Below are 21,982 nucleotides of genomic sequence, written 5' to 3'. Positions count from 1 at the left end.
AGGTTGCAATCGGACAAGTGAAACAAGCAAAAAATCAAATAGTATGGATAAACAAAAAAACGAAGCTACAAGCACAGCTTCAGTTAAAGATACAACCCCTAAGGTAACAGGGATTGGTGGAATTTTCTTTTATTCGGACGATGTTAAGAAAACGAAAGAGTGGTACACCAAAAATTTAGGGATTGAAATAAATGATTGGGGTTCTTCCAGTTTTGAGTCCAGAAACATCAATAGACCCGACGAGGTAAACTCCCTTCAATGGAAACCTTTCAAAAAAGGGGATGAATATTTTGCCCCATCCAAAAAGGATTTTATGATTAACTACCAGGTTCAAAACCTTGAAGGACTTGTAAAAAAACTCAAAGAAAACGGTGTAACCATACTCGACAGCATTGCCACTTACGACTTTGGAAAGTTTATACATATTATGGACTCAGAGGGTAACAAAATAGAGCTATGGGAACCAATTAATGCTGACAAAGCAAAGGAATAGGAATTTTTTTTCATTGTTTTTACTTAAAGGGTTAGAAGTTTATAAATCCAAATAGGGGTTGGATTATAAATAAGTTATACCCCAATGATATTTGCTTAGTGCCAAGTGTTTTACTAAATTTGATAAAATTTATTTGGAGAGAGAATGAGAACGATAAATATAGAACTAGATAAAAATCAGTTTATTAAAATCTTGAATAAACTTGACGATAGTGATAAACTTGAGATTTTTAATGAATTGAAGAAATCTTTGTTTCTTAAAAGGTTTAATAACCTTCTTAAATCAACAAAAACAAATGAGTTGACTCTGGAAGAAATAACCAAAGAGGTCGAATCTGTTAGGAAACGAAGATATGAAAAGAAAAAGCAAGAAATATAAAATTATTATTGATACGAATATTTGGATTTCGTTCTTGATTGGCAAGAGTTTACGAGGTCTGCAAAATCATATTGACTCTCAGAGCATAAAAATAATCACTTGTAAGGAACAGTATTGCGAATTATCGGAAGTTTTTAAAAAACCAAAAATCAAAAAGTATTTCACTAAAGAACAAGTGGAAGAGTTTTTTGAATTACTTGATGAATCATCTGATTGCATAGAATTGGCTACTAAGTCCAATGTTTGTAGAGATGCAAAAGATAACTACTTAGTTTCCTTAGCCATCGATTCACATTCTAATTTCTTAATTACTGGCGACCAAGACTTACTTGAACTTAATAGAATTGAGGAAACTCTTGTTGTAAGGTATAGTGATTTCGAACAGCTACTAAAGCAATAAACCCGAGCTAAAGATTAACCCCAACGTATAAACCCTAGAGTTCCGAACTTTTTAAAAGTTCGGAACTCTAACTTTTACCTTGTTTTCTTTGAGTATCCTTTAATTCCTTAGTGGTTTAATACCACCCTTACATCATTATCGCAATTTGCGATATATTAAGATATAAAAGGAGAGAAAGTTTTATATAACCATCCGTCAAGTGAAACGACAATTGGATTGATAAATACCTCCAATTGGTATAATCATTATATTTGCTTCCGTGAATGCAATAAAACGACTTGCCGGACAAACCGCTATTTACGGAATTCCGAGTATACTTGGTAGAATTCTTAGCTACCTGCTAGTTCCGCTTTACACCCGTGTATTTCTTCCCGAGGAATACGGAAATGTGAATGTGTTCTACTCTTATGTTTCCTTCCTAATGGTGGTTTTGACCTATGGAATGGAAACGGCTTTCTTTCGTTTTAACGAAAAGGAGAACGATAAGGATAAGGATAAGGTTTTCAGCACGGGGATGATCTCGCTACTAATCACATCCATTATTTTCCTGGTAATGGTTTCGTTCTACGCTGGATCCATTGCTAAATTTATCGATTATGCGAATTATACAATATATGTTATATGGTTTGCATGGATTCTGGCTCTTGATGCAATAGCATCAATCCCATTTGCACGGCTTCGTGCGCAAAACAAGGCTAAACGGTTTGCAACAATCAAGATGGTAAATATTATCACAAATATATTCCTCAACCTCTTTTTTATTCTTCTATGCCCGTTTATCCTTAAGAGTTTTGGAAATAGCACAGCCGCACATCTTGTTAAATTAATTTATCGCACTGATTGGGGTATTGAGTATATCTTCATATCAAACCTGATAGCCAGCGGCATTACACTTCTAATGCTTTTCCCCGAGATTGCTGCAACCCGATGGAAAATCCATCCCGATTTATGGAAGAAAATGCTTTTCTATGCATTCCCATTGCTTTTTGCTGGAATGGCGGGGATTGTAAACGAAACGTTCGATAGACTTTTACTCCGCTATCTGCTTCCTAAGGATATAGCCACCTATCAGGTTGGGATTTATACCGCTTGCTACAAGATTTCAATTCTAATGACCATATTTATTCAGGCTTATCGTTATGCTGCAGAACCTTTCTTTTTTGCTCAGGCAAAGGAAAAGGATGCCAAGCTGGTGTATGCCCGTATTATGGATTATTTTATTATCGTGGTTTCGCTGATTTTCCTAGTAACAATGGTTTATTTAGATGATTTTATACTGAATGTTTTGGTTGGTGAAAAATACCGGGTAGGAAGAGGCGTTATACCAGTACTGATGCTTGCTAATCTCTTCCTAGGAGTTTACTACAATCTTTCAATTTGGTATAAATTAGTTGGCAAAACCATTTGGGGAGCTTGGCTCTCGGTTATTGGAGCCGTTATAACACTCGTTTTAAATTTTTGGTGGATACCATTATCGCCAGATCATCTAATTTACGGCTACTACGGTTCAGCTTGGGCAACATTCATATGCTATGGAACTATGATGGTACTTTCCTACCTAATTGGTCAAAGATATTTCCCAGTTCAATATAATCTACTAAAATTCTTTGGATATCTGGGTGCTGCAATACTGCTCTACTTTGTCAAAACCATTGTTGTAATAGATGGAATAATTTTTCGATTCCTATTCCATTCATTGCTTTTGCTAATTTATGTGGGAATTGTTCTTGCCGTTGAAAAGCCTAAAATTCTGAAAATAAAGATTTAAAGATTTTAGGTAGAACTCAAGAAATTTGAAATTTGCAGGGTCTTCAGGCCAAAGGAGTTTTCCTCTGTGAGTATCCAAAAAATTGAAAAGAGTTTAACCACAAAAGGCACGAAGTATGTCACAAAATTCACAAAGTGTTTGTTTGCAATATTTTTGCTTTGTGTATCCTTTGAGTTCTTCGTGGTTAAATTTGACTTTATTCTTCAAACACCTGAGATAATATTGGCAAAGATTTTATGTTTGAAACACTCTCGATGTGCACCTGATAAAAGGATAAAAAATTATTTATTAGTTGCGCTCTAACTTTATGGTTAAGCTGTAATTTCTCTGCCTCATGAAAAGGGGTTTGTAGCACCTGCCCAATTAATTTACTATTCTCTTTATCGAAAAAAAGCGGGTGTAATGGCTGGGCATGAATGAATAAACCATTCTTGTAATCGAATATTGGCTTTGCTTCGCTCCAATTATTTCCGGGAAAGAAACCAAGATAACGGGAGAGTTGTGCCAAAAATATCAAATGAAAATTTGAGATCCCGCTGTGCATCACATCAAGGAGTTGAATTGAGTTTTCGAGATAGTTATACATTGTGGGATTTGGTTCTTCCTCGCGAATTGTACGATATACAACCTCTCCAATAAATAATGCGATGGCTCTTTTAACGGGATCGAAAGGGATAGAACTAAAACTCACCTCTGTTGATACATCTTTTAACTTACAAAGAGACTGAAAACCCTTATGGTAATAAATAATATTAATTAGGCTTAGCGGTTGAAAGAAGATGGCTTTACCTGCTGATTTCTTTCTCCCATAAGCGCTATGAACCATCAGGTTTAAACGCCCATGTGATTCGGAGTAAACATAAGCAATTAGGCTACTATCACCGTACTTAATTGTGTGGAGCGCAATTGCCTTGGTTTTATGAATCATAACTGTTACTTAACGTCAATTCGAGATAAAGAATTACATTAAAGTTGAGAATTTAAGATATTATACCTTGTTGTTTTTGCATTTATGCAAAACTAGCAAACCTCCGTGTTCTCTGAGTCTCTCAATATCAATAAACATCATTATGGTATACCTGTATCTTATTAAAACAACCATTTTGTTAGATCCGGAACTTAAGATCTTTGTGTTAAAATTATATCGGACTCAGTTTACTTAATAAAAAGTAACTTACTAACAGCGGTCTCCTCACCTTTACTATCGGAACAGAATATTAGGTAAACACCAGTAGATACTTTGTGTCCATTTAGATTTTTTCCATCCCAAGTTGCCTGTCCACCCAACGATTGAGTTTCATTGACTAGATTTCCGCTAATATCGGTGATTTTAACAGTAGTATTTTCGACTAACCCCGTTATGGTTATTATCCCATTATAGTTTGGCTTAACTGGATTTGGGAAAGCATACACTTTACCAAATTTTTCTGAGGGTTCAGTTGCTTCACCACGATAGGACATAAGTCCTTTATCTGTTGCAATAAAAACCTCTCCCGATGTTGGGTGAATCTTAATATCAACAATAGAATTGGAGGGTAGTGGGCTATTCTGTGTGTTGAAATGAAGTAACTCCTTTGAGCCATCGGATGATTGAAGGAAAACACCCGATTTACTTGTTCCAAACCATTTCCGATTACCGCCATCAACGGCAATGGATGTTACCGTTTCTGTTTGGAGAAGGTAGGCTGCAAGTCCTTGGACAACATCAGGAATTTTAACTCTTTGAACGACAAAAGTTGAAGCATCTATTGCCTTATCGGGATTGTAGCTGATTAGAACACCTTCACTTGTGCCTATCCAAGCGTATCCTTCACGATCGAATGCTAGCGAATAAATATCGTTAGGAAGAATATTCCCGTTACTATCAAAAAGTTTAATCTTACGATAATGATCATCGGTTGCAGATTCGATATTTTTCCCAGGATCTAATACAAATAGACCTATACCTCTGGGAAGAACTAGCCATAGTTGCCCAGATGGAGAAAAATATAAATCCGATAATTGGTCAGAATTTATTGCACCTGCATAAGCAAATGAATACCAAGAACCATCAGGTTTTCTAACAGAGATAGGTTTTGGAACCATAACATTTGCTGCCCATAAATTTCCTTTGCTGTCGAATGTTATTCCGCTAATTCTACAATAGGGTTGATTGGGATATATAGTTTGAAGAGTGCTATTCTGGTAATCAAAATGCTTCACTGGCTCGTCATTGGTATATTGAAAAACTCCGTTCCCCCAGCTGGAAATGTAGAATTCGTTAGGATTTGATGGATTAAAAGCAACACGAATAGCATCTAAATCAACCGATTCCTCAAAAGTTTGCCATTGCTCCTTCTCGAAATTATGGTATGAAAAGGGAAACCAGCGATTTCCCATAGCAGCATCGTAAGCTCCCGCTGCAACAATTACCTTTTCGCTACTTACGCCAATAGAGAATGCTCTGTTATTTGTGGGTCCATTTGGTAGATATGAATTTAAGGCTCCAAACTCTCCGTATACAATTCCAGAGGAATTATCGGCAATAGCTATTTTTTCGGATTCAATGGGGATAGCCATATATGGGTCGAAATGCCATGTGAAATTATAGCTAGTATGAACAATTGGGATATCTATAATAGATGTATAACTTGAAATACCTTCTTTAGACGTGATTAAAAGTTTTGTTTGATCAGCCCTAACATGCAAAACTGTATTATATGGCCTTCCAAGTTCCACCCAAGTTAATCCATTATAAACCCAAACAATATCTTTTTGATTGGTTGCATTCCCTTCAACCGCAATTATGGACGATCCGAATACTGTCACATCAATGCATTCATCAGTAGAATTGCTAAAGAAAGATTCATGTGTCCACCTTTGATATTGAATTAGCAAAGGATCATTTATATCGGCACGAAGCAATCCTTTTTCAGTAGCAGCATATATTGAACTATTCAGAATAGCGGATCGGTTAACTCTTAGTGGTTCACCCAAATCACCAATGTAGTAGGTATCTTTTATTTCCTCCTTTAAAATATCTATAACTACAATTCCAAAATCTGTAGAAGTAAATACTAGGTTATCATAAAAGGTAAAGCCATTAATTTTTTTACTGCCCTGCATTAGTTTATCTTTAATTTGGGGCATGTTTAAAATTCTATTCTGAAATATAAAATCAATATTCCCATCCTCATACCCCACAGCCAGAATTTTTTGCTGCGAAGAGTATTCAATAGTATTAATATCAATATCATTCAACCCTTGAATGCGGTTTATTTTCCCTATTGATCCCTCTAATGTGCTATACCAAAAAACACCAGTTGATGTTGCTCCATATATTTTATTGTCTCCTTTTGTAATGGCTATACAATTATTATACGAAAAGTGATCGCGCCAATTTCCAACTTTTATCTGCGAATGCACTAGTTGCGAAAGCACTAATAAAACAGGAAAGATAATTTTCCTCATTTGTAAAGATTTTAGAGAATTAAATTCAAACTATTTAAATGAGGTTTTTATTATAAATTTCTTAGAAAATTAACCAAAGATTTTATAGCCCTTGCTCTATGGCTTATCTTATTTTTCTGGGAAAGATTCATTTCAGCAAATGTTGAGGAGTAACCATCGGGTAAAAAAACAGGATCGTAACCAAAACCATCCGCACCTCTTTCACTTTCTATTATTTGACCATTAACTATGCCCTCAAAAAGATGCTCTTTCCCATCTAATATAAGAGCAACAACAGTTCTGAATCTGGCTTTTCGATTTTCAACACCCTTTAGCTCCATAAGGAGTTTTTGAACATTCGCTTTGGGATCTTTGCTTTCACCAGCATAGCGTGCTGAGTAAACGCCGGGTCTTCCATTAAGAGCCTCAACCTCAAGTCCAGTATCATCAGCAAAACAGTTCTGTTTGGTAATAGTATAGATATGCTGAGCTTTTTGCAAAGCATTTTCCTCTAGAGTATCATAATCCTCTGGTATTTCATCTTTGAAATTAATATCTAGTAGCGATAAAAGATGAAAACTATTACCAAGAAGATGCTGAACCTCCGACAACTTATGAGGATTATTGGTGGCAAATACTAACTCCCGTAAGATATGAGACATGAAACAGGATGTTATTGAGGATTAATGCACATTACAGGAATATAACTTGCGTTGGAAATTATATACTGCTCATGGGGTTCAACGGTATAGGTTGATTCGTTGGAAACTTTTGTTGTCATAATAACAATCAAATCGGCTCTGATATTCGCTGCCATTTCCAGCACCTCCTCAGCGTATGGTTTTTTGCCAGTGACAGTGTAAACATAATACCTTGCTCCCTTCTCATCAAGATACCTACGAGCAGAAGCCATGTTCATATCAACCTTTGCAAGAAGTTTTGGATCGGTGATATTCGGTTTAATCAGATGAAAACGTGATACATAATAATCGCAAAAATATGATATCCATGAATGCTTCTCGATATTCTCAGCAGTATCATCAATAGGAAAAACTATTTCGTCATACCGCTTATTAATAGGAGGCTCTTGTATAGTGATAAATGGAACTTTACAACTTTGTATAACCTTTAATGCGATTGAGTCATTAAGTGTAGATTCATCCTTAATCCTATGTGAACCCATTATTACCATACCTGAGTTTATCTCAACAGCTACTTTTGCTATATCAACAAATATATCTCCAAGTCGTATAATGGTTGCTGGTAGTATATTGTATTTAGTTTGAGTCTCTTTGGCAAGTTGATCCATTTTTGCTTGAGCTTCGGCAACTTTGTTGGGATTATCTACGATATGTAAAAGGGTTACAGGTTCATGAACCACTGACGAAACTCTTACTGCATGCTGAAGGGCATAGTCTGCAACTTGGGTAAAATCGGTGGGAACCAATATTGTTTTTTTTAAATTGTTCATTGCCGTAATGCTATTTTGGTCTTAATCGGTTTCTTTGTATGAAATATCTTTCTTTAACCTCGAAATTAGTCAATACTAAGTATCTATATTTCAAATAGATAATTACATTTTAATAATTAAGGTTCAATAAAATGTTTTGATTAAACCTTTTTTTTCAGATATTTAGACTTTGCACCCTAATATCTTTAAGCTGAAAATCGCTCTAATGTATGAATTTTTCAAGTTTTTTTAAATACTCGACTCTCTTTTTTTTATTCTGTTTGCTGGTGAATATCGCTAGACCGATTAACTATAATGATTCAGCGTTTGTTGGTCAACCAATAGTTATTGAGATTCCACGTATACCACAACCCTATCCATTATCCTATAAATCTTTATTTGTAGACAAAGGTAATAGGCTTTTTATTACTACCGACCAAGAAGTGCTAATTTATGATGGCGTTAATTACCAGAAAATTAAAACTACTGGAAAGCCAATTATAGCCTTCGATGACCAAGGGAAAATCATAATTGCGGATGATAATTTTCTTTCTTTACTCGCTTTAAATGATTCGGGTAAGTATCGTATTAATCAAATAATCACCCCCTCTACTTCAAATTTTCACCATAAAATAGTTGGGGTGGGAATCGATAACCAAAAGGTATATTTTTCAACAGGGTCAACGCTTTGGATTTATAATGATAAACCAACTCCTATTGATTCGTCAGCCCAAACCATTAATATTTATAATACAAGGAAAGGTTTAGTTTTTTATAGTACCGAAAAAGGATTTTATACAATTGAGGGAAAGACAATTAACCCATTAAGGAATTCAAAAAACCTTTCGTCCCAACTTGTGGTAAAGGTTATTGCTTTGGAGAATGATTTTCTTGCAGTTACCCGAGATTTTCCTTGGTTTTATAATTTAACTAGCAAAGACACATCGCTATTTAGTAGTATTCATCGTTATTTACAACCGAGTGAAACTATTTTGAACGTTTGGACAACAGGTAGTTACTTTTTCATCTCCACATCAAAAAATTGTCTTTTAATGATTGATTCTAAAAGCAAATCTGTCAACCGTTTTGTTGACTTTGGAGGCTCTTTATCAATCACACCTATTGAAATTTGTACCGCAAACGATACCTGTTTTTTTGCTATTACTCCCACTCAAATCTTTAGCTTCACCAAACCTAACATGGTTCAGCTATTTAACTACAAGAAAAACCTTAAAGGAATTGTAAATGCTGCAATCGAATTTAAAAACCAGTTATATATAGCCACCTCTTACGGGCTTTATACTCGAAAAAATTTGAAAAAAAGTTGCGTTTTCGAGTTAATTGAAGAGGGTAATTTCAATGCGTTTACCCAGAATCAGGGTCGTCTCTTTGCAATTGGATCTAATGGTTTATATGTATTATCTGATAATAGGGTAGATAGAATAACTGCAAAACCAATGGTTTTTAGCAAAACCTGCTTCACCAAATCAACGCCTTCAAAGGCAATTTTCTTAGATAGTCAGGGTCATATTTACTATTCAACCCTGACATCTCCTTTCCTGCTACATGAAATTCAAAGGAATAATTCTTCCTCTTTCGTAAACTTTTTTAGTGTTGACAATCTTTTACTTTTAATGTTGGATAATCAAAAATGGTATAATTATTCTTTTGACTGTAATAACCCTTCAATCCAAGGTTGTTTAACTCCGTTGCAAATCGTTTCTCAAAATAATCAGCCTATTATAAATGGTGATACACTCTCAGTATTGAATGATAAATTAGTTAAAACTTTCAAAACGGGGGTTGCGAAGAATATTGGAGTAACGAACATCGGGCAGCAAATAGTTAATGTTCATTCGGTGTTTCGCCCAAATTACCAAACAATAATTCTAGAAAAGGAATTTAAAAAAGGACGCTTTTTAAAACAAAAAAATCTTTATGCATTAGATAATACCTTTGAAGTAAACTCTACTTTTCTAGACTCTGATTCCTGTGGATGGATATCAACCTCTCAAGGATTGATTAAAATATCTGCTGATTATATAAGGAGTCAAAACAATACTCGTCCAAGTTTATATATTTTGTCAATAGCTACACAAGACGGAGATAAAATACATCCCTTATATAATGGTATCATTCCTGAAACTGTTAATACTATTTCTGAATTCAAAATCAAGCATTGTCGCACAATCGAGATTACTTTAAGTAGTTTGGATGACTTCAATTGGAAGAATCTCACATACTCAATTAAAATTAAGGGTACTGAATCCAAATGGAAAGAATGGACCACAAACTCAAAGTTTATACTAAGTGACTTGAATCCTGGTAGATATATTGTTATAGCAAAGGTCCGAAACGTATATGATTTTGAGTCTCCTGAGCTTAAGTTTACTTTTAATATTGTTCCCGATTTCTTTCAAACGAAATTTACTAGGATTTCGTTAATAGTACTTGTTCTTCTGTCATTTCTCTCTTTTTATCAGTGGCGAAATTATAGACATGCATTAGAGCGTTTTAAACTCGAAAGCATTATAAACAGAAGAACAGAAGAATTAGTTAGAGAGAAGGAAAAAACGGACAACCTTCTTGCTAGAGTTTTACCACGTGAAACTGCAAACGAACTGAAAGAAACTGGTAAAGTGACTACCCAGCGGTTTAAAATTGTTACCGTTTTATTTTCAGATATCCAGGGTTTTACGAAAATTACAGATGAGCTAAATCCAGAAAATCTAATCGATCAACTCGATAAGTTTTTTCTTTACTTTGATTCTGTTGTTGAAAAATATCGTATCGAAAAAATTAAAACAATTGGCGATGCCTACATGTGTGCAGGCGGAATCCCTCATAAAAACAGAACAAACCCGGTAGAAGTAGTACTTGCGGCCATTGAAATGCTTTACTTCATGCGTGAAATTAACCGTCAGCATAATCCTGGACAAAATATTTGGGATTTAAGAATAGGAATAGATTCTGGTCCAGTAATAGCAGGCGTTGTAGGTAGAAACAAACTATCATACGATATATGGGGATCAACAGTTAATACTGCATCCCGAATGGAATCCTCTGGGGAGGTAGGTAAAATAAATATTTCGGGTAATACTCATATGCTCGTACAGGATTACTTCTTATGTACTTATAGAGGTAAAATGCCCATAAAGAACAAAGGTGATATTGAAATGTATTTTGTTGACGGCATTAAACCCTCCCTCGCTAGCAATTTGGATTGCTTTAAGCCCAATAACGATTTTCAAATTCAGCTTCAGTTTTTACGATTCGGCGATTTGGAGGAGTTTATTCTTGAAAAACTTGAGAAGGGACTACCAAAAGATTTATATTATCACAATTTAAAGCATACGGTTGACGTTTATACTCAGGTTGAATTGATAGGACGCTCCGAAAATGTAAGCCTAGAGGAGCAACTTTTACTTCAAACGGCAGCACTATTTCATGATGCTGGACACTTAATAGATTATGATACTCACGAAGAAATGGGGGTAAAACTTGCAAGAGAAATACTTCCAGAGTATCAGTACGCTGAAAGACAAATTGAAATAATATCGGATCTAATAATGATAACTAAGCTGCCACCAAAACCAAAAAACTTGTTGGAGGCAATAATGTGCGATGCAGATTTGGACTATCTTGGAAGAACTGATTTTATTCCAGTCTCAAATATGTTGTATAAGGAGTTACATGAACATGGCAAAATTGGAACAATTCAGGAGTGGAATGAGCTACAAATTAAATTTATTGAAAAACATCAATATTTTACTAACACCGCTCGTAAACTTCGAAACGTCAATAAAAACAGCCAACTTGAGAATATTAAGAAATGGATTGAAAAAAATAAATTATAAATTTACCTTGATTTTTCTCGCTTCTTAATTATTTTTGTTACATTTAACACTGATTTTTTAAGTGCAGTATCCTAAATAAAATATTCCTTATGGATAGTGTTAAGAAGGTCGTACTTGTACCATGGGACTTCTCGGAGGGCTCTGATAATGCTTTACTTCATGCTATTCAGCTTGCTGCTGCTGGTGAGAATGAAATTATGCTATTGCATATTCTTCCCCGTACATTGATCTATCAATTTCTCAATCAAAAAGGTAGTCAAAAAGAGATACATGATGCCAGAAAGAGACTAGAAGCAGTTGTTGAAGATATATATAATAAATACAACTTTAGACCTCAAACCCTTGTTCTTGAAGGACATCCACGGAAACTTGTTAAGGATCTTATTACAACTGGTGATATTAACTTTAACCTAATTGTATCGTCAAAAATATACAACTACGGTAAAAAGCAGTACCAAGCTCCGAATTTTCTCAAAAACATGGTGATAAAAAATTTCACCATCCCATTTATTATCATTGATGGACCTCCTGCACATAGTCACTATATTGAGATTGTTGTTCCTCTAGATCATGACAGAAAATACAAAGAAACAGTTCATTGGATAATATATCTATCTAAGTATTATAAATGTAACATCAACTTAATAAAACCATTTATTTACGACGAAGGGAAAAAGAAGCACATGGCCAACAACATCTATTTTACAAAAAAGATGCTTGATGGGAACAAAATCATATACGGTATAAAAACGGCAAAGAAAAAAAGCGATTTTCGTGATGAGGTGTTCAGGTTTGCTCAAAATATTGATGCTGATCTTATCCTTATTATGGCCGATAAATATGATGTTTATGTTCAGAACAATAAACAAGGAACAACCACTGTTCCTGTAATGTGTGTAAACCCAAGGACTCGTAAATACCAAAGTTTTTATTAGTTCCTAAAACATCTAAATGCTCTTTTTAGGGTAGGGTTTTATCCAACAGCATCCTCCAAGATGCTTTTTTTATAACTTTTAAAAGGCTTTAGTATGAAGATTAATGTATTCGAAAAGCTATCGCTACAGCAAAAAATTCTTTCGATGGTTATCGGAGCGTCTACTATTGTTTTCATTTTTACAGTTGGAAACATAGCCCTAAAATCCAGAAAAGACTCTATTAATGATGCAATTAAACATATCAATGTAGTTGCGGATTATCATGCTTCGAAAATTAAGGGTTCTCTAGAGAAAGACCTTTTTATAGCTCGTACTCTTTCAAACTCAATTCAAGTACACAAACTTCTCTCAGAAGATAAATGGAAAGAACTTTTTGCTAAACTATATGAGGAGACTCTAATTAAAAATCCAGACCTTCTTTCTGTTTGGGATAGTTGGGAGTTAAACTACATTGATCTTACTTACAAAAAAGATTATGGTCGTTATAGGTGTTATTACTGGCGCGAGAAGGGGCAAATAAAACATGGTACTGAAATTGGAAGCGTTAGTGGAGATCCTGTTGATTATGCTAGAATAAAAAGAGATAAATCGGAAAGTCTTGAGGATCCTTACTTTTTTAGTTTCACCAGTGATAGCAAGAATCAGTTTTTAATAACAAGTATAGTTGTTTCGAATTTAGTTGATGGACGTTTTATAGGAGTTATAGGTATTGACATTGAATTATCAAGGTATTATAATGATATCAGACTTATTAAGCCATATGAAAATAGTTACGCATTCCTACTATCTAATAATATTAAATATATTGCACATCCCGATAAAGAAAAAATAGGTCAAAACGCCCTTGAAGATTATGAAAGTATATTCACTAAAAATGATGTAACTGACAAGATTTCTTCAGGCGAATCTGCTTTCTTTACAGCATCTGATGTTAATGGTGTAACCTCCTTTTTTTCGGTAAAACCAATTATTGTTGGGAAAAGCAAAATGCCATGGTCTTTGGTAACGGTAGTTCCAAAGTCAGAGGTTGTAAGATCTTCTGTCTTTACTTTTTGGGAGTCAATTATCATTGGATTAATAGGAATTACAATACTTTTAATTATCACATACATCTTTTCAAAAAAATTTATTATTTCTCCAATTACTCGTATTGTTAATACTTTACAACGAATTTCTTTTGGCCATGCTGATTTAGGAATGATTTATTCGGATGATCAAAAAGACGAAATGGGGAAGATGTTCAATTATCTTAATATCAACATTAAGGGACTTTCCCAAAAGACCGACTTTGCCGAAAGAATAGGTGCTGGAGATCTAAATGTTGATCTAGATCTTTTAAGTGAAGAAGATACGTTAGGAAAATCGTTAATTAATATGCGAGAAAGCCTTAAGAAAGCAAAACTTGAGGAGGAAAAACGAAAGATTGAAGACGAAAAACGTAGGTGGACAAATGAAGGATTAGCTAAATTCAGCGATATACTTCGTCAAAATAATGATAAACTTGAATTACTTGCGGCTGATATAATCAAGAATTTAGTACATTATCTCGATGCAAATCAGGGTGGTGTTTTCATTTATAATGATGACATATCTGGAGATGTTCATTTTGAACTATTATCAGCATTTGCTTTCAATCGTCACAAATACTTAAAAAAACAAATACTTCTAGGCGAAGGATTGGTTGGCGCTTGTGCATTGGAAAAACAAACGATTTATCTAACAGAAATACCTGAAAATTACATTCAGGTTACTTCTGGCTTAGGTGAAGCACGTCCACGTTGTTTGCTTATAGTTCCTTTACTAATTGAAGAAAAAGTACTTGGAGTTTTAGAAATTGCCTCTTTCTCTGAGATTGAGGAGTTTAAGATTGAGTTTGTAGAAAAATTGGCACAAAGTATTGCATCAACACTAACATCTGCAAGGACAAACATAAGAACCACATTATTGCTTTCAAGAACTCAGCAGCAAGCAGAAGAAATGTCCGCTCAAGAAGAAGAGATGAGGCAAAACATGGAGGAACTTCAATCTACTCAAGAAGAAATGGAGCGTTTAAAGCAGGATGATGCTTTGCGTATGCAGGATACTTTGAAAAAACATGAAGAAAATCGCAAATTACTTACAGAGTTACTAAATTCAATTCCTGCTAAAATATCTCTAAAAGACGAAAATGGCGTATTTTTAATTGCCAACTCTCATGTTGCTGCTGGCTACAATAAATCCATTGATGAAATTATTGGAACGACCGATTATGACAATCACCGTGGAGAAGATGTCGATAACTGGAGGAAGCAAGAGATAGAAATTATGGAAAAGGGTAGTCAGACATATATCTTTGAGGATACAAGTGGGCTTAAGAAAAAGTACTTAAGAACGACAAAACTGCCATTTATAATACCCAATACAGGAAAAACGGGCTTATTAAGTATTCAATTTGACATATCAGACACAAAACATTTAGAAGAAGAACTGATTGAAGCAAATAAGATTGCATCACAGAGGTTTTTGGATATGCAAAACTATATCGACGCAATTAGTAACTCTATTTATATAGTTGAATATGATCCTAAAGGGTATATTACTTATATTAATAATCATTACTTGGATCTGTTAGGAGTAACCTCTAATGAACTAGTTGGAACTCATCATTCTGATAAAATGGAGTTTACTGAAAAGCAAAAGACTGAAAATGATAAGTTTTGGAACGATCTGCGTAATGGAATTGTCTTAAAGACAACCAACAAATTTACAATAAACAATAAATCATATACTTCGGAGGAAACGTATACTCCGCTGGCAGATGAAAACGGTGAAGTGTATAAGATTATCAAAACCGCAAATATCGTTAGTAAAAAATAAATATCGTAAAGTTATAATTGCATACATTAAGGCTCAGACATCCATTTGAGCCTTGATTTTTTAAAAACACCGCAATGAAGCATTTGATGACATGGGATAAACTCCTTAATCCTCTGAGGTTGGGAGCAGAAAGCGAAAACGTCTTGGATTCGGGTTATGCAAGATCTCAATTTCAGCGCGATTACGATAGGATTATTTTCTCCTCCCCATTTCGCAGGCTACAAAATAAAACTCAGGTATTCCCATTACCAGGAAGCGTGTTCGTTCACAATCGTTTAACACATAGTTTAGAGGTTGCAAGTGTTGGTCGAACATTGGGGAGTATCCTTGTGAACATCATCAAACAAAAAGAGGACGATCTGAATTTTGATCTGATTACTGAAATTCCAATAATCGTTTCAACTGCCAGTTTAGCCCACGATTTAGGAAATCCCCCGTTTGGGCATAGCGGAGAAGAGGCAATAAAAAAATATTTTATAGACCAAACTGATTTTTACAAACACCTTTTAAGCGATAAGGAGTGGTTGGATTTAACCCGATACGAAGGGAATGCTAATGCTTTCCGTTTGCTTACGCAACAACTGAAAGGCCGTAGGAGTGGTGGGTTTCGGCTTAGCTATGCTACACTTGCTTCGCTTGTTAAATATCCGTATCCATCCTCATCAAAGGGCAAAAAGTTTGGGTTCTTTCAATCGGAAGAGGAAATATTTTCGAGGATAGCCAATCGCCTGGGCTTAATTCAAAAAGAAGGAGATGCTTCTGGCTTTGTTCGTCATCCTCTCGTATACATGGTCGAAGCAGCCGATGATATTTGCTACCAAATAATGGATATTGAGGATGCACATAAACTTGGTATTATTTCAACCAACCTCGTTAAAGAACTCTATTTAAACTTTTTCGATTCGAAGAAAAATTCGAGTGAAATTGATAAAATTAGCAAAACTCTTAAAGAGGTAACCGATACCAACGAACAAATATCATTTTTGAGGGCTTTGGTAATAAGCAAATTAATTAATGATTGTGCTAAGGTTTTTTCCGATAACTATGATCAAATAATCAACGGAGTACAAGTGCCATCGCTAATTGATTGCATTGATGATTCCTCTCTATCTGCTATGAAAAAGGTCAAGGAGATATCAATTGAGCAAATATATAACCACAAAACGGTTATTGAAATTGAACTTGGTGGTTATAGAATTTTAGGTGTACTGCTTGATAATTTCTGTAAAGCAATTATTGAACCTAAAGGAGTATACAATGCAAAGACATTAAGACTCCTCCCCGAACAGTTCAGATGTAACGATGGCTCAAATTACCAGAAGCTAATGTCTGTTTTAGATTATATCTCTGGAATGACGGATTTATACGCACTAGAACAATTTAGGGTATTACAGGGAATCAATCTACCTGGAATTCCGCATTAAAATACAGCACAGATCCCTGTTTGGCTTTACCTAAAAATGACCGGATTATTGACTGAGCATCTCGGTTGTCGGAGCATGGAGAAATAATATCATCGAGCAATGAAAGATTCCCATCTATGCTCGACGGGTCAAAAAAGCCGTAACCAACTAGTTTACCATTAATTACCTTAACAACTGATTTTTCGGAATCATTTCGACCCTTATCGAAAAGTAAAAAACTCTTTGAGGATAACCCAATGCTTTCGATAGCTTTTTGAACTCGGAGATTGTATACATCAGCAGGTTCTTCGCCAATACAAGCACCAGAACACCTTTTAATCTCATAGTGAAAACATGCTCCACCAGATGAGTATAGGTTGCATAGTTTTTGACATAAGTCGTATTTTTCCATTAGCCGTTCAAGAAACTCCCTTGATTCATCGGTATTAGAGAAAGATGTTAAAGGGATTCCATCCTTGGAAATCATCCGTTTGATTATTAAGCACAAATAACCATTCTCATTTTCGTAACTAAATAGTCCTAGCCTATTACCTGTTCTTCTCCCTAAACGATTGAATACTGGTTTGTTCCTTTTAATCTCTTCGGTTTCAAGAAGGAGAGCAATTAACTCGCTTCCAGTTATTTCAAAACTGATATCAACTACTCTACCTCGCATTTCTGCCGCACGATTTGATTTAGTTGATCCCAAGTGCTGGAGAACCCTCTGACGAATATTTATGCTTTTACCAACGTAAATTAGTACGCCTCTTTCATCGTAAAGGTAGTAAACGCCTGTTTTCTCTGGTATTTTAGATAGCAAACTAAGATCTAGATTGGGGTGAAGTCCTTTTCGATCAGGAGTAGTGCTAATTATGCTTGATTGTGTTTCGTTACTGATTTTAAGTAAAAGTTCTAAAAGTTTTACGGTTGCTAATGCATCTCCTGCGGCACGGTGTCTATCTTCAATTCTAATGCCTAAATTTTGACATAGATTTCCAAGGCTATATGACGATTTTCCTGGAATTAATTTTCTGCTTAGCCTAACAGTGCAAAGGGTCTGACGTTCAAAATCGAAACCTAGCTGCTTAAACTCGCTTTGAATAAAACGATAGTCGAATGGTGCATTATGCGCTACAAAAATCATCCCTTCGGTAAGATCAACTATTTTACGAGCAACTTCAAAAAAGCGTGGAGCATCCACAACCATATCATCGGTAATCCCAGTCATCTGTGATATATAATAAGGTATAGCTCTCTCAGGATTAATTAGCGTTGTGAATTCATTAATAATCTTAGTACCATCGTGAACATATACGGCAATCTCTGTAATTTTATCACGCTGAGGACTCACACCAGTAGTCTCAATATCGATGATGGTATACATAAATTATTCCTTGTTGAATCTTTTGTCGTTTTAGAGGCTGTTAAATTAGTAAGAAATATTCCTGCTTTTTTAAAATCAGACTTCAAAACAATTAACTAATTTAGTTGTTAAAAATGTTATCAAATAGCCATATAACATGATGTTAATTATAATTGGTTTTGGTTAGATTTTTAATTCAAACACATAAAGAATTAAATCTTGTGTTGTTATTGTAATTAAAAAATCGTATCGGATTTCTTGTATTATTATCTTTACATATATTTATCAATAATCTCTGTTATATCAGTAATAATAAATTAACAACAAAGTCATTGATGCTTCCTGATTATCACATGCATACATACCTATCCGATGGGAAAGATACCCACGAGGATATGGTCGCATCAGCTGCCTTCAAAGGTATTCCTGAAATTGGATTTACCGATCATATTAGCATAAAACCCGTCGGTTGGGCAATGGAGATGTCGGAAGTAAATACAATGATAGAGAAGGTTAATGCTATGAGTAAGAATGACACAAAAGTTGTTGTAAAACTTGGAGCAGAGATTGACTACTATTCAGGAATGGAAAAACAAATAGGTGAACTAATTAACTCTATACCATTCGACTTTACCATTGGATCGGTTCACTTTATTAATGATTGGAATTTTGATACAGATATTCGACCATACGACCAAATAAGTATTGATAAATTTTATACTGATTACTTTAAACTTGTTCAACAATCGGCAAAATCAGGTTTATTTGATGTTATTGGACACTGCGATTTGGCAAAGAAATTCGGGTACTATCCATCCTTTCGACTTGAACGCCTTTATGAAGAAACTGCAAAAATTTTCCGCAAAGCTGGGGTTGTAGTAGAATTAAATACCAGCGGGAGGGGTAAACCCTGCGCGGAATTCTACCCCTCGGCTGTATTTCTAGAAAAATTGGCCAAATATAAAGTACCCATCACTCTTGGCTCAGATGCTCATGTTGAGCAAAATATAGGACAATTCTTTGAAGAGGCCATTTCCGAACTCAAAGCGTTGGGTTATAAGGAGATTATTAAATTCAATAAAAGAGAAAGGGAAGCTCAAAGAATTTAGGTTTTGGTAAATAGTTAATTCATCTTATACTCTGAATCCCAGCACGAGAATATCATCAACCTGTTTTTGACCTCCTTGATAGGTTTCGATGGTTTGTTTAAGCACCTTTTTCTGCTCTTGAAGGGTCATGTGCTGTAGGTTTAGCAGAAGTTTCTTAAAGTTAGCAAGTAAAAACTTTGTATTATTTGCGCCCCCAAATTGATCGCAATAACCATCAGTCATCAGATAGATTGTATCTGTATTTGCAATGGTTATTCTATGTGTAGTAAAAGGTTTTTCGCCTATTACATAATACCCAATAGGCATTTTATTCGCACGAATCTCGAAAATACTATAACTCTCGGAACTTACCTGATCGTCAAAATATTCCAAGGGTTGGGTCTCCTTAGTCATTTTCCTACAAATCAATATAGGCATAAACGCACCAGCGTACTCAAGGGTGCTGGTTTTTCTATCAATAATTGCGATGGACATATCCAATCCATCAACCGAATCGCCCTCTTTACCTGTTTGACTGAGAGAGGATATTATTAAACTGCGTAGTTTGAAAAGAATGTCGCCAGCAACAACATCATGCATGGTTGCTGTTAACTCCTTGAGCAGGGTAATACTTAGCATGCTCATAAAAGCGCCAGGTACTCCATGCCCGGTACAATCGGCTGCTGCTACAACAAGCCTTCCATCATGTAATTCCGAAACCCAATAAAAATCTCCGCTAACAATATTTTTAGGCTTATAAAGGATAAAATATTCTTTAAGAAATCCCTCTATCGTGCTCTCTCTTGGGAAAACGGCGGATTGAATTCTACTAGCATAACGAATACTATCGGTAATTAGTCTTTGTTGATCGGCAATCTGATCGCGTTGCCTTGTTGCAATGTCGCGCTGATTTTCAATCTCCTGTTTTTGTTTTTCAATTTCATTTTTCTGAACCAGTAAAACCTGATTGGTCTTTTTCTTTTCTCTATAGTAGTAAAATATAACTGAGGTTAACATTATGGTTAAAACAAGAGCAATTGCAGTAAAAATGGTAAACATTCGCTGTCTTTCAAGTTTTGCTTGCTGAACAGCATCCCTTTGTTTGGTAATTATTTCTTGCTCTTTTTCACGTTTGTCGAAATCGTATTGCATTTCCAGCCTTGCAATTTCACTGGAATTGATGCTATCCTTTAATGCAGAATAAAGCATTTGAAACTCTAATGCTTTAGGATAATTTTTGCTTTTTATTTGAGCTTTGGATAAGCTAAGATATGAGTCTTTTATATCTGAAAGAAGATGATGTTTATTTGCAATACTCAATCCTTTCTCGATATTTTTAATACCTGATTGAAGATTATTCTTCTTTATTGCAGTTTCGCCCAAGTATCGATAAAGCATAGACAGATCTAAACTATCATTAACCTGTTTTTTTAACTCAAGAGCTCGGTTTAAATCTATCTCAGCATTGTTCAGATCCCCTTTTTCAAAACAGATGATTCCTAATGATAAATGATTGGCTGCCTGTCCTTGTATATTGTGCTTTTTAGTATTTATATCAAGAACAGTTTGGGTGTTTTCAATCGCCTTATCGTAAAGACCAAGGTGAAAATAGATATTCCCTAATTCCGTTAAGGAAAGAGTGATGCCATTTGAACTACCCGTTTTTTGTTCTATTTCCTGATATTTCTGCAATGCTGGCTTTGCATATTGTATTGCCTTTTCATGCAGTCCAAGCCTTTTGAATAATCGGGCAATGCTTAATGAGGTCCAAGCTACCCCTTCCTGTTCGTTAAGGTTTTCATAAATAGCTAATGCTTCAAGAAAATATTCAATAGATTTCTGGTAGCTGCCAAAAAGGTTATAAATCGATCCAAGGTTTACTAAAGTCCGGGCTATTTCGTGCTTGTTGTTTAGCCTTTGGTTAATTTGAAGAGCCTCCTTGTAAGAATCGAATGCCTGAAGGTTATTACTTTTCAGTTGATAAACATTTCCTAAGCGGTTTAACCCCGAAGCAATCCACTCTTCAAAATTATTCCGACGAGCAATCTCAAGTGATTTTTCTAAATGTGTGATTGCTAAATCAAAATCATTTCGGCTGTAATAGCAATAACCCAAGAGATGTTCGGCTTGGACAATGCTCAAATCTTTGTTAATTTTTATGGCAATTGATAATGCTTGTTGAGCAACTATAACTGCGGAATCAGGATTAGTAGCCCTAATTTTTTCACACTTATCCAAAAGCATTGAAAGACGTTCCTCGTCATTTTCAACAAGTGGATTATCGGAATACGAAAGAGTTGAAAATAAGAGAATAAAGCATGCACAAATAGGAAACCAACAACCTTTCATCATTTAACAAACATCAATTATTGATAACGAAATAGATTAAAAACTTTCCTGTTAAAGTTATGCTATTGCATCAATATTTCGGAATATAATTTTAAAAAGTTATTAAGAAAGATTCATCATTATGCCGATTTATCTTTATGACATTTATGTATTAAAAACAGGTACTCAAAGTTGAGGGTTCTAATAATCTTACCAAAGTAACAACTCATGATG

15 protein-coding genes are annotated in these 21,982 nt (G+C 35.0%); 9 read left to right on the top strand and 6 right to left on the bottom strand.

Annotated features, from left to right (window positions below):
• Positions 1-43 precede the first annotated feature (43 nt).
• The 4 genes from HOO91_09930 (at position 44) to HOO91_09915 (ending at position 3,039) form a co-directional block, all read left to right on the top strand.
• Positions 44-493 carry a VOC family protein gene (locus tag HOO91_09930; protein ID NOU17864.1) on the top strand — a complete coding sequence of 150 codons (450 nt, stop codon included), beginning with the start codon at positions 44-46 and terminating at the stop codon, positions 491-493.
• A 144-nt stretch (positions 494-637) separates the two neighbouring features.
• Complete coding sequence (locus HOO91_09925; protein NOU17863.1) at positions 638-871, top strand: hypothetical protein; 234 nt, start codon at positions 638-640, stop codon at positions 869-871.
• Complete coding sequence (locus tag HOO91_09920; GenBank protein ID NOU17862.1) at positions 846-1,271, top strand: putative toxin-antitoxin system toxin component, PIN family; 426 nt, start codon at positions 846-848, stop codon at positions 1,269-1,271. The genes HOO91_09925 and HOO91_09920 overlap by 26 nt, the downstream gene beginning before the upstream one ends.
• Positions 1,272-1,530: 259 nt before the next feature.
• On the top strand, positions 1,531-3,039 hold the full coding sequence (locus tag HOO91_09915; GenBank protein NOU17861.1) for an oligosaccharide flippase family protein: 1,509 nt from the start codon (positions 1,531-1,533) through the stop codon (positions 3,037-3,039).
• Between the two features lie 196 nt (positions 3,040-3,235).
• On the opposite strand, the gene recO is transcribed toward HOO91_09915, so the two are convergent.
• The 4 genes from recO to HOO91_09895 all read right to left on the bottom strand — a co-directional run bounded on the left by recO (position 3,236) and on the right by HOO91_09895 (position 7,939).
• On the bottom strand, positions 3,236-3,967 hold the full coding sequence (gene recO, locus HOO91_09910) for a DNA repair protein RecO (protein NOU17860.1): 732 nt from the start codon (positions 3,965-3,967) through the stop codon (positions 3,236-3,238).
• 227 nt (positions 3,968-4,194) lie between these two features.
• Positions 4,195-6,489 (bottom strand): T9SS type A sorting domain-containing protein, encoded by a 2,295-nt coding sequence (locus tag HOO91_09905; protein ID NOU17859.1) that lies wholly within the window; start codon positions 6,487-6,489, stop codon positions 4,195-4,197.
• Between the two features lie 50 nt (positions 6,490-6,539).
• On the bottom strand, positions 6,540-7,130 hold the full coding sequence (locus HOO91_09900) for a non-canonical purine NTP diphosphatase (protein ID NOU17858.1): 591 nt from the start codon (positions 7,128-7,130) through the stop codon (positions 6,540-6,542).
• 11 nt (positions 7,131-7,141) lie between these two features.
• Positions 7,142-7,939 (bottom strand): universal stress protein, encoded by a 798-nt coding sequence (locus HOO91_09895; GenBank protein ID NOU17857.1) that lies wholly within the window; start codon positions 7,937-7,939, stop codon positions 7,142-7,144.
• Between the two features lie 1,613 nt (positions 7,940-9,552).
• On the opposite strand from HOO91_09895, the gene HOO91_09890 reads away from it, so the two are divergent.
• From HOO91_09890 to HOO91_09875, 4 genes are all read left to right on the top strand, one after another.
• Positions 9,553-11,775, top strand: coding sequence for an HD domain-containing protein (locus HOO91_09890; protein NOU17856.1), 2,223 nt, complete (start codon positions 9,553-9,555; stop codon positions 11,773-11,775).
• Between the two features lie 89 nt (positions 11,776-11,864).
• Complete coding sequence (locus HOO91_09885; GenBank protein NOU17855.1) at positions 11,865-12,710, top strand: universal stress protein; 846 nt, start codon at positions 11,865-11,867, stop codon at positions 12,708-12,710.
• 93 nt (positions 12,711-12,803) lie between these two features.
• On the top strand, positions 12,804-15,566 hold the full coding sequence (locus tag HOO91_09880; protein ID NOU17854.1) for a GAF domain-containing protein: 2,763 nt from the start codon (positions 12,804-12,806) through the stop codon (positions 15,564-15,566).
• An 86-nt stretch (positions 15,567-15,652) separates the two neighbouring features.
• Complete coding sequence (locus tag HOO91_09875; protein NOU17853.1) at positions 15,653-16,990, top strand: deoxyguanosinetriphosphate triphosphohydrolase; 1,338 nt, start codon at positions 15,653-15,655, stop codon at positions 16,988-16,990.
• Here HOO91_09875 and HOO91_09870 read toward each other — a convergent pair.
• Entirely contained in the window at positions 16,965-18,353 is a 1,389-nt protein-coding gene (locus HOO91_09870; GenBank protein NOU17852.1) for a GIY-YIG nuclease family protein, read from the bottom strand. The two genes, HOO91_09875 and HOO91_09870, sit on opposite strands and share 26 nt — an antisense overlap.
• A gap of 314 nt (positions 18,354-18,667) precedes the next feature.
• Between HOO91_09870 and HOO91_09865 the strand changes: the two genes are divergently transcribed.
• Positions 18,668-19,441, top strand: coding sequence for a histidinol-phosphatase HisJ family protein (locus HOO91_09865; GenBank protein ID NOU17851.1), 774 nt, complete (start codon positions 18,668-18,670; stop codon positions 19,439-19,441).
• A gap of 24 nt (positions 19,442-19,465) precedes the next feature.
• On the opposite strand, the gene HOO91_09860 is transcribed toward HOO91_09865, so the two are convergent.
• Positions 19,466-21,772, bottom strand: a complete 2,307-nt coding sequence (locus HOO91_09860) for a tetratricopeptide repeat protein (GenBank protein NOU17850.1) — start codon at positions 21,770-21,772, stop codon at positions 19,466-19,468.
• Between the last annotated feature and the right edge of the window lie 210 nt (positions 21,773-21,982).

It is taken from the genome of Bacteroidales bacterium (assembly GCA_013141385.1).
Taxonomy (GTDB): domain Bacteria; phylum Bacteroidota; class Bacteroidia; order Bacteroidales; family Tenuifilaceae; genus UBA8529.
Note: the sequence above shows the minus strand (reverse complement) of the source record. Positions and strands in the feature narration are given on the sequence as shown.

Bases quoted from the DNA above. Each gene is read 5' to 3' on its own strand.
- HOO91_09930 (NOU17864.1), top strand. From the start codon at position 44: ATGGATAAACAAAAAAACGAAGCTACAAGCACAGCTTCAGTTAAAGAT.
- HOO91_09925 (NOU17863.1), top strand. From the start codon at position 638: ATGAGAACGATAAATATAGAACTAGATAAAAATCAGTTTATTAAAATC.
- HOO91_09920 (NOU17862.1), top strand. From the start codon at position 846: ATGAAAAGAAAAAGCAAGAAATATAAAATTATTATTGATACGAATATT.
- recO (NOU17860.1), bottom strand. From the start codon at position 3,967: ATGATTCATAAAACCAAGGCAATTGCGCTCCACACAATTAAGTACGGT.
- HOO91_09905 (NOU17859.1), bottom strand. From the start codon at position 6,489: ATGAGGAAAATTATCTTTCCTGTTTTATTAGTGCTTTCGCAACTAGTG.
- HOO91_09900 (NOU17858.1), bottom strand. From the start codon at position 7,130: ATGTCTCATATCTTACGGGAGTTAGTATTTGCCACCAATAATCCTCAT.
- HOO91_09895 (NOU17857.1), bottom strand. From the start codon at position 7,939: ATGAACAATTTAAAAAAAACAATATTGGTTCCCACCGATTTTACCCAA.
- HOO91_09890 (NOU17856.1), top strand. From the start codon at position 9,553: ATGTTGGATAATCAAAAATGGTATAATTATTCTTTTGACTGTAATAAC.
- HOO91_09885 (NOU17855.1), top strand. From the start codon at position 11,865: ATGGATAGTGTTAAGAAGGTCGTACTTGTACCATGGGACTTCTCGGAG.
- HOO91_09880 (NOU17854.1), top strand. From the start codon at position 12,804: ATGAAGATTAATGTATTCGAAAAGCTATCGCTACAGCAAAAAATTCTT.
- HOO91_09875 (NOU17853.1), top strand. From the start codon at position 15,653: ATGACATGGGATAAACTCCTTAATCCTCTGAGGTTGGGAGCAGAAAGC.
- HOO91_09870 (NOU17852.1), bottom strand. From the start codon at position 18,353: ATGTATACCATCATCGATATTGAGACTACTGGTGTGAGTCCTCAGCGT.
- HOO91_09865 (NOU17851.1), top strand. From the start codon at position 18,668: ATGCTTCCTGATTATCACATGCATACATACCTATCCGATGGGAAAGAT.
- HOO91_09860 (NOU17850.1), bottom strand. From the start codon at position 21,772: ATGATGAAAGGTTGTTGGTTTCCTATTTGTGCATGCTTTATTCTCTTA.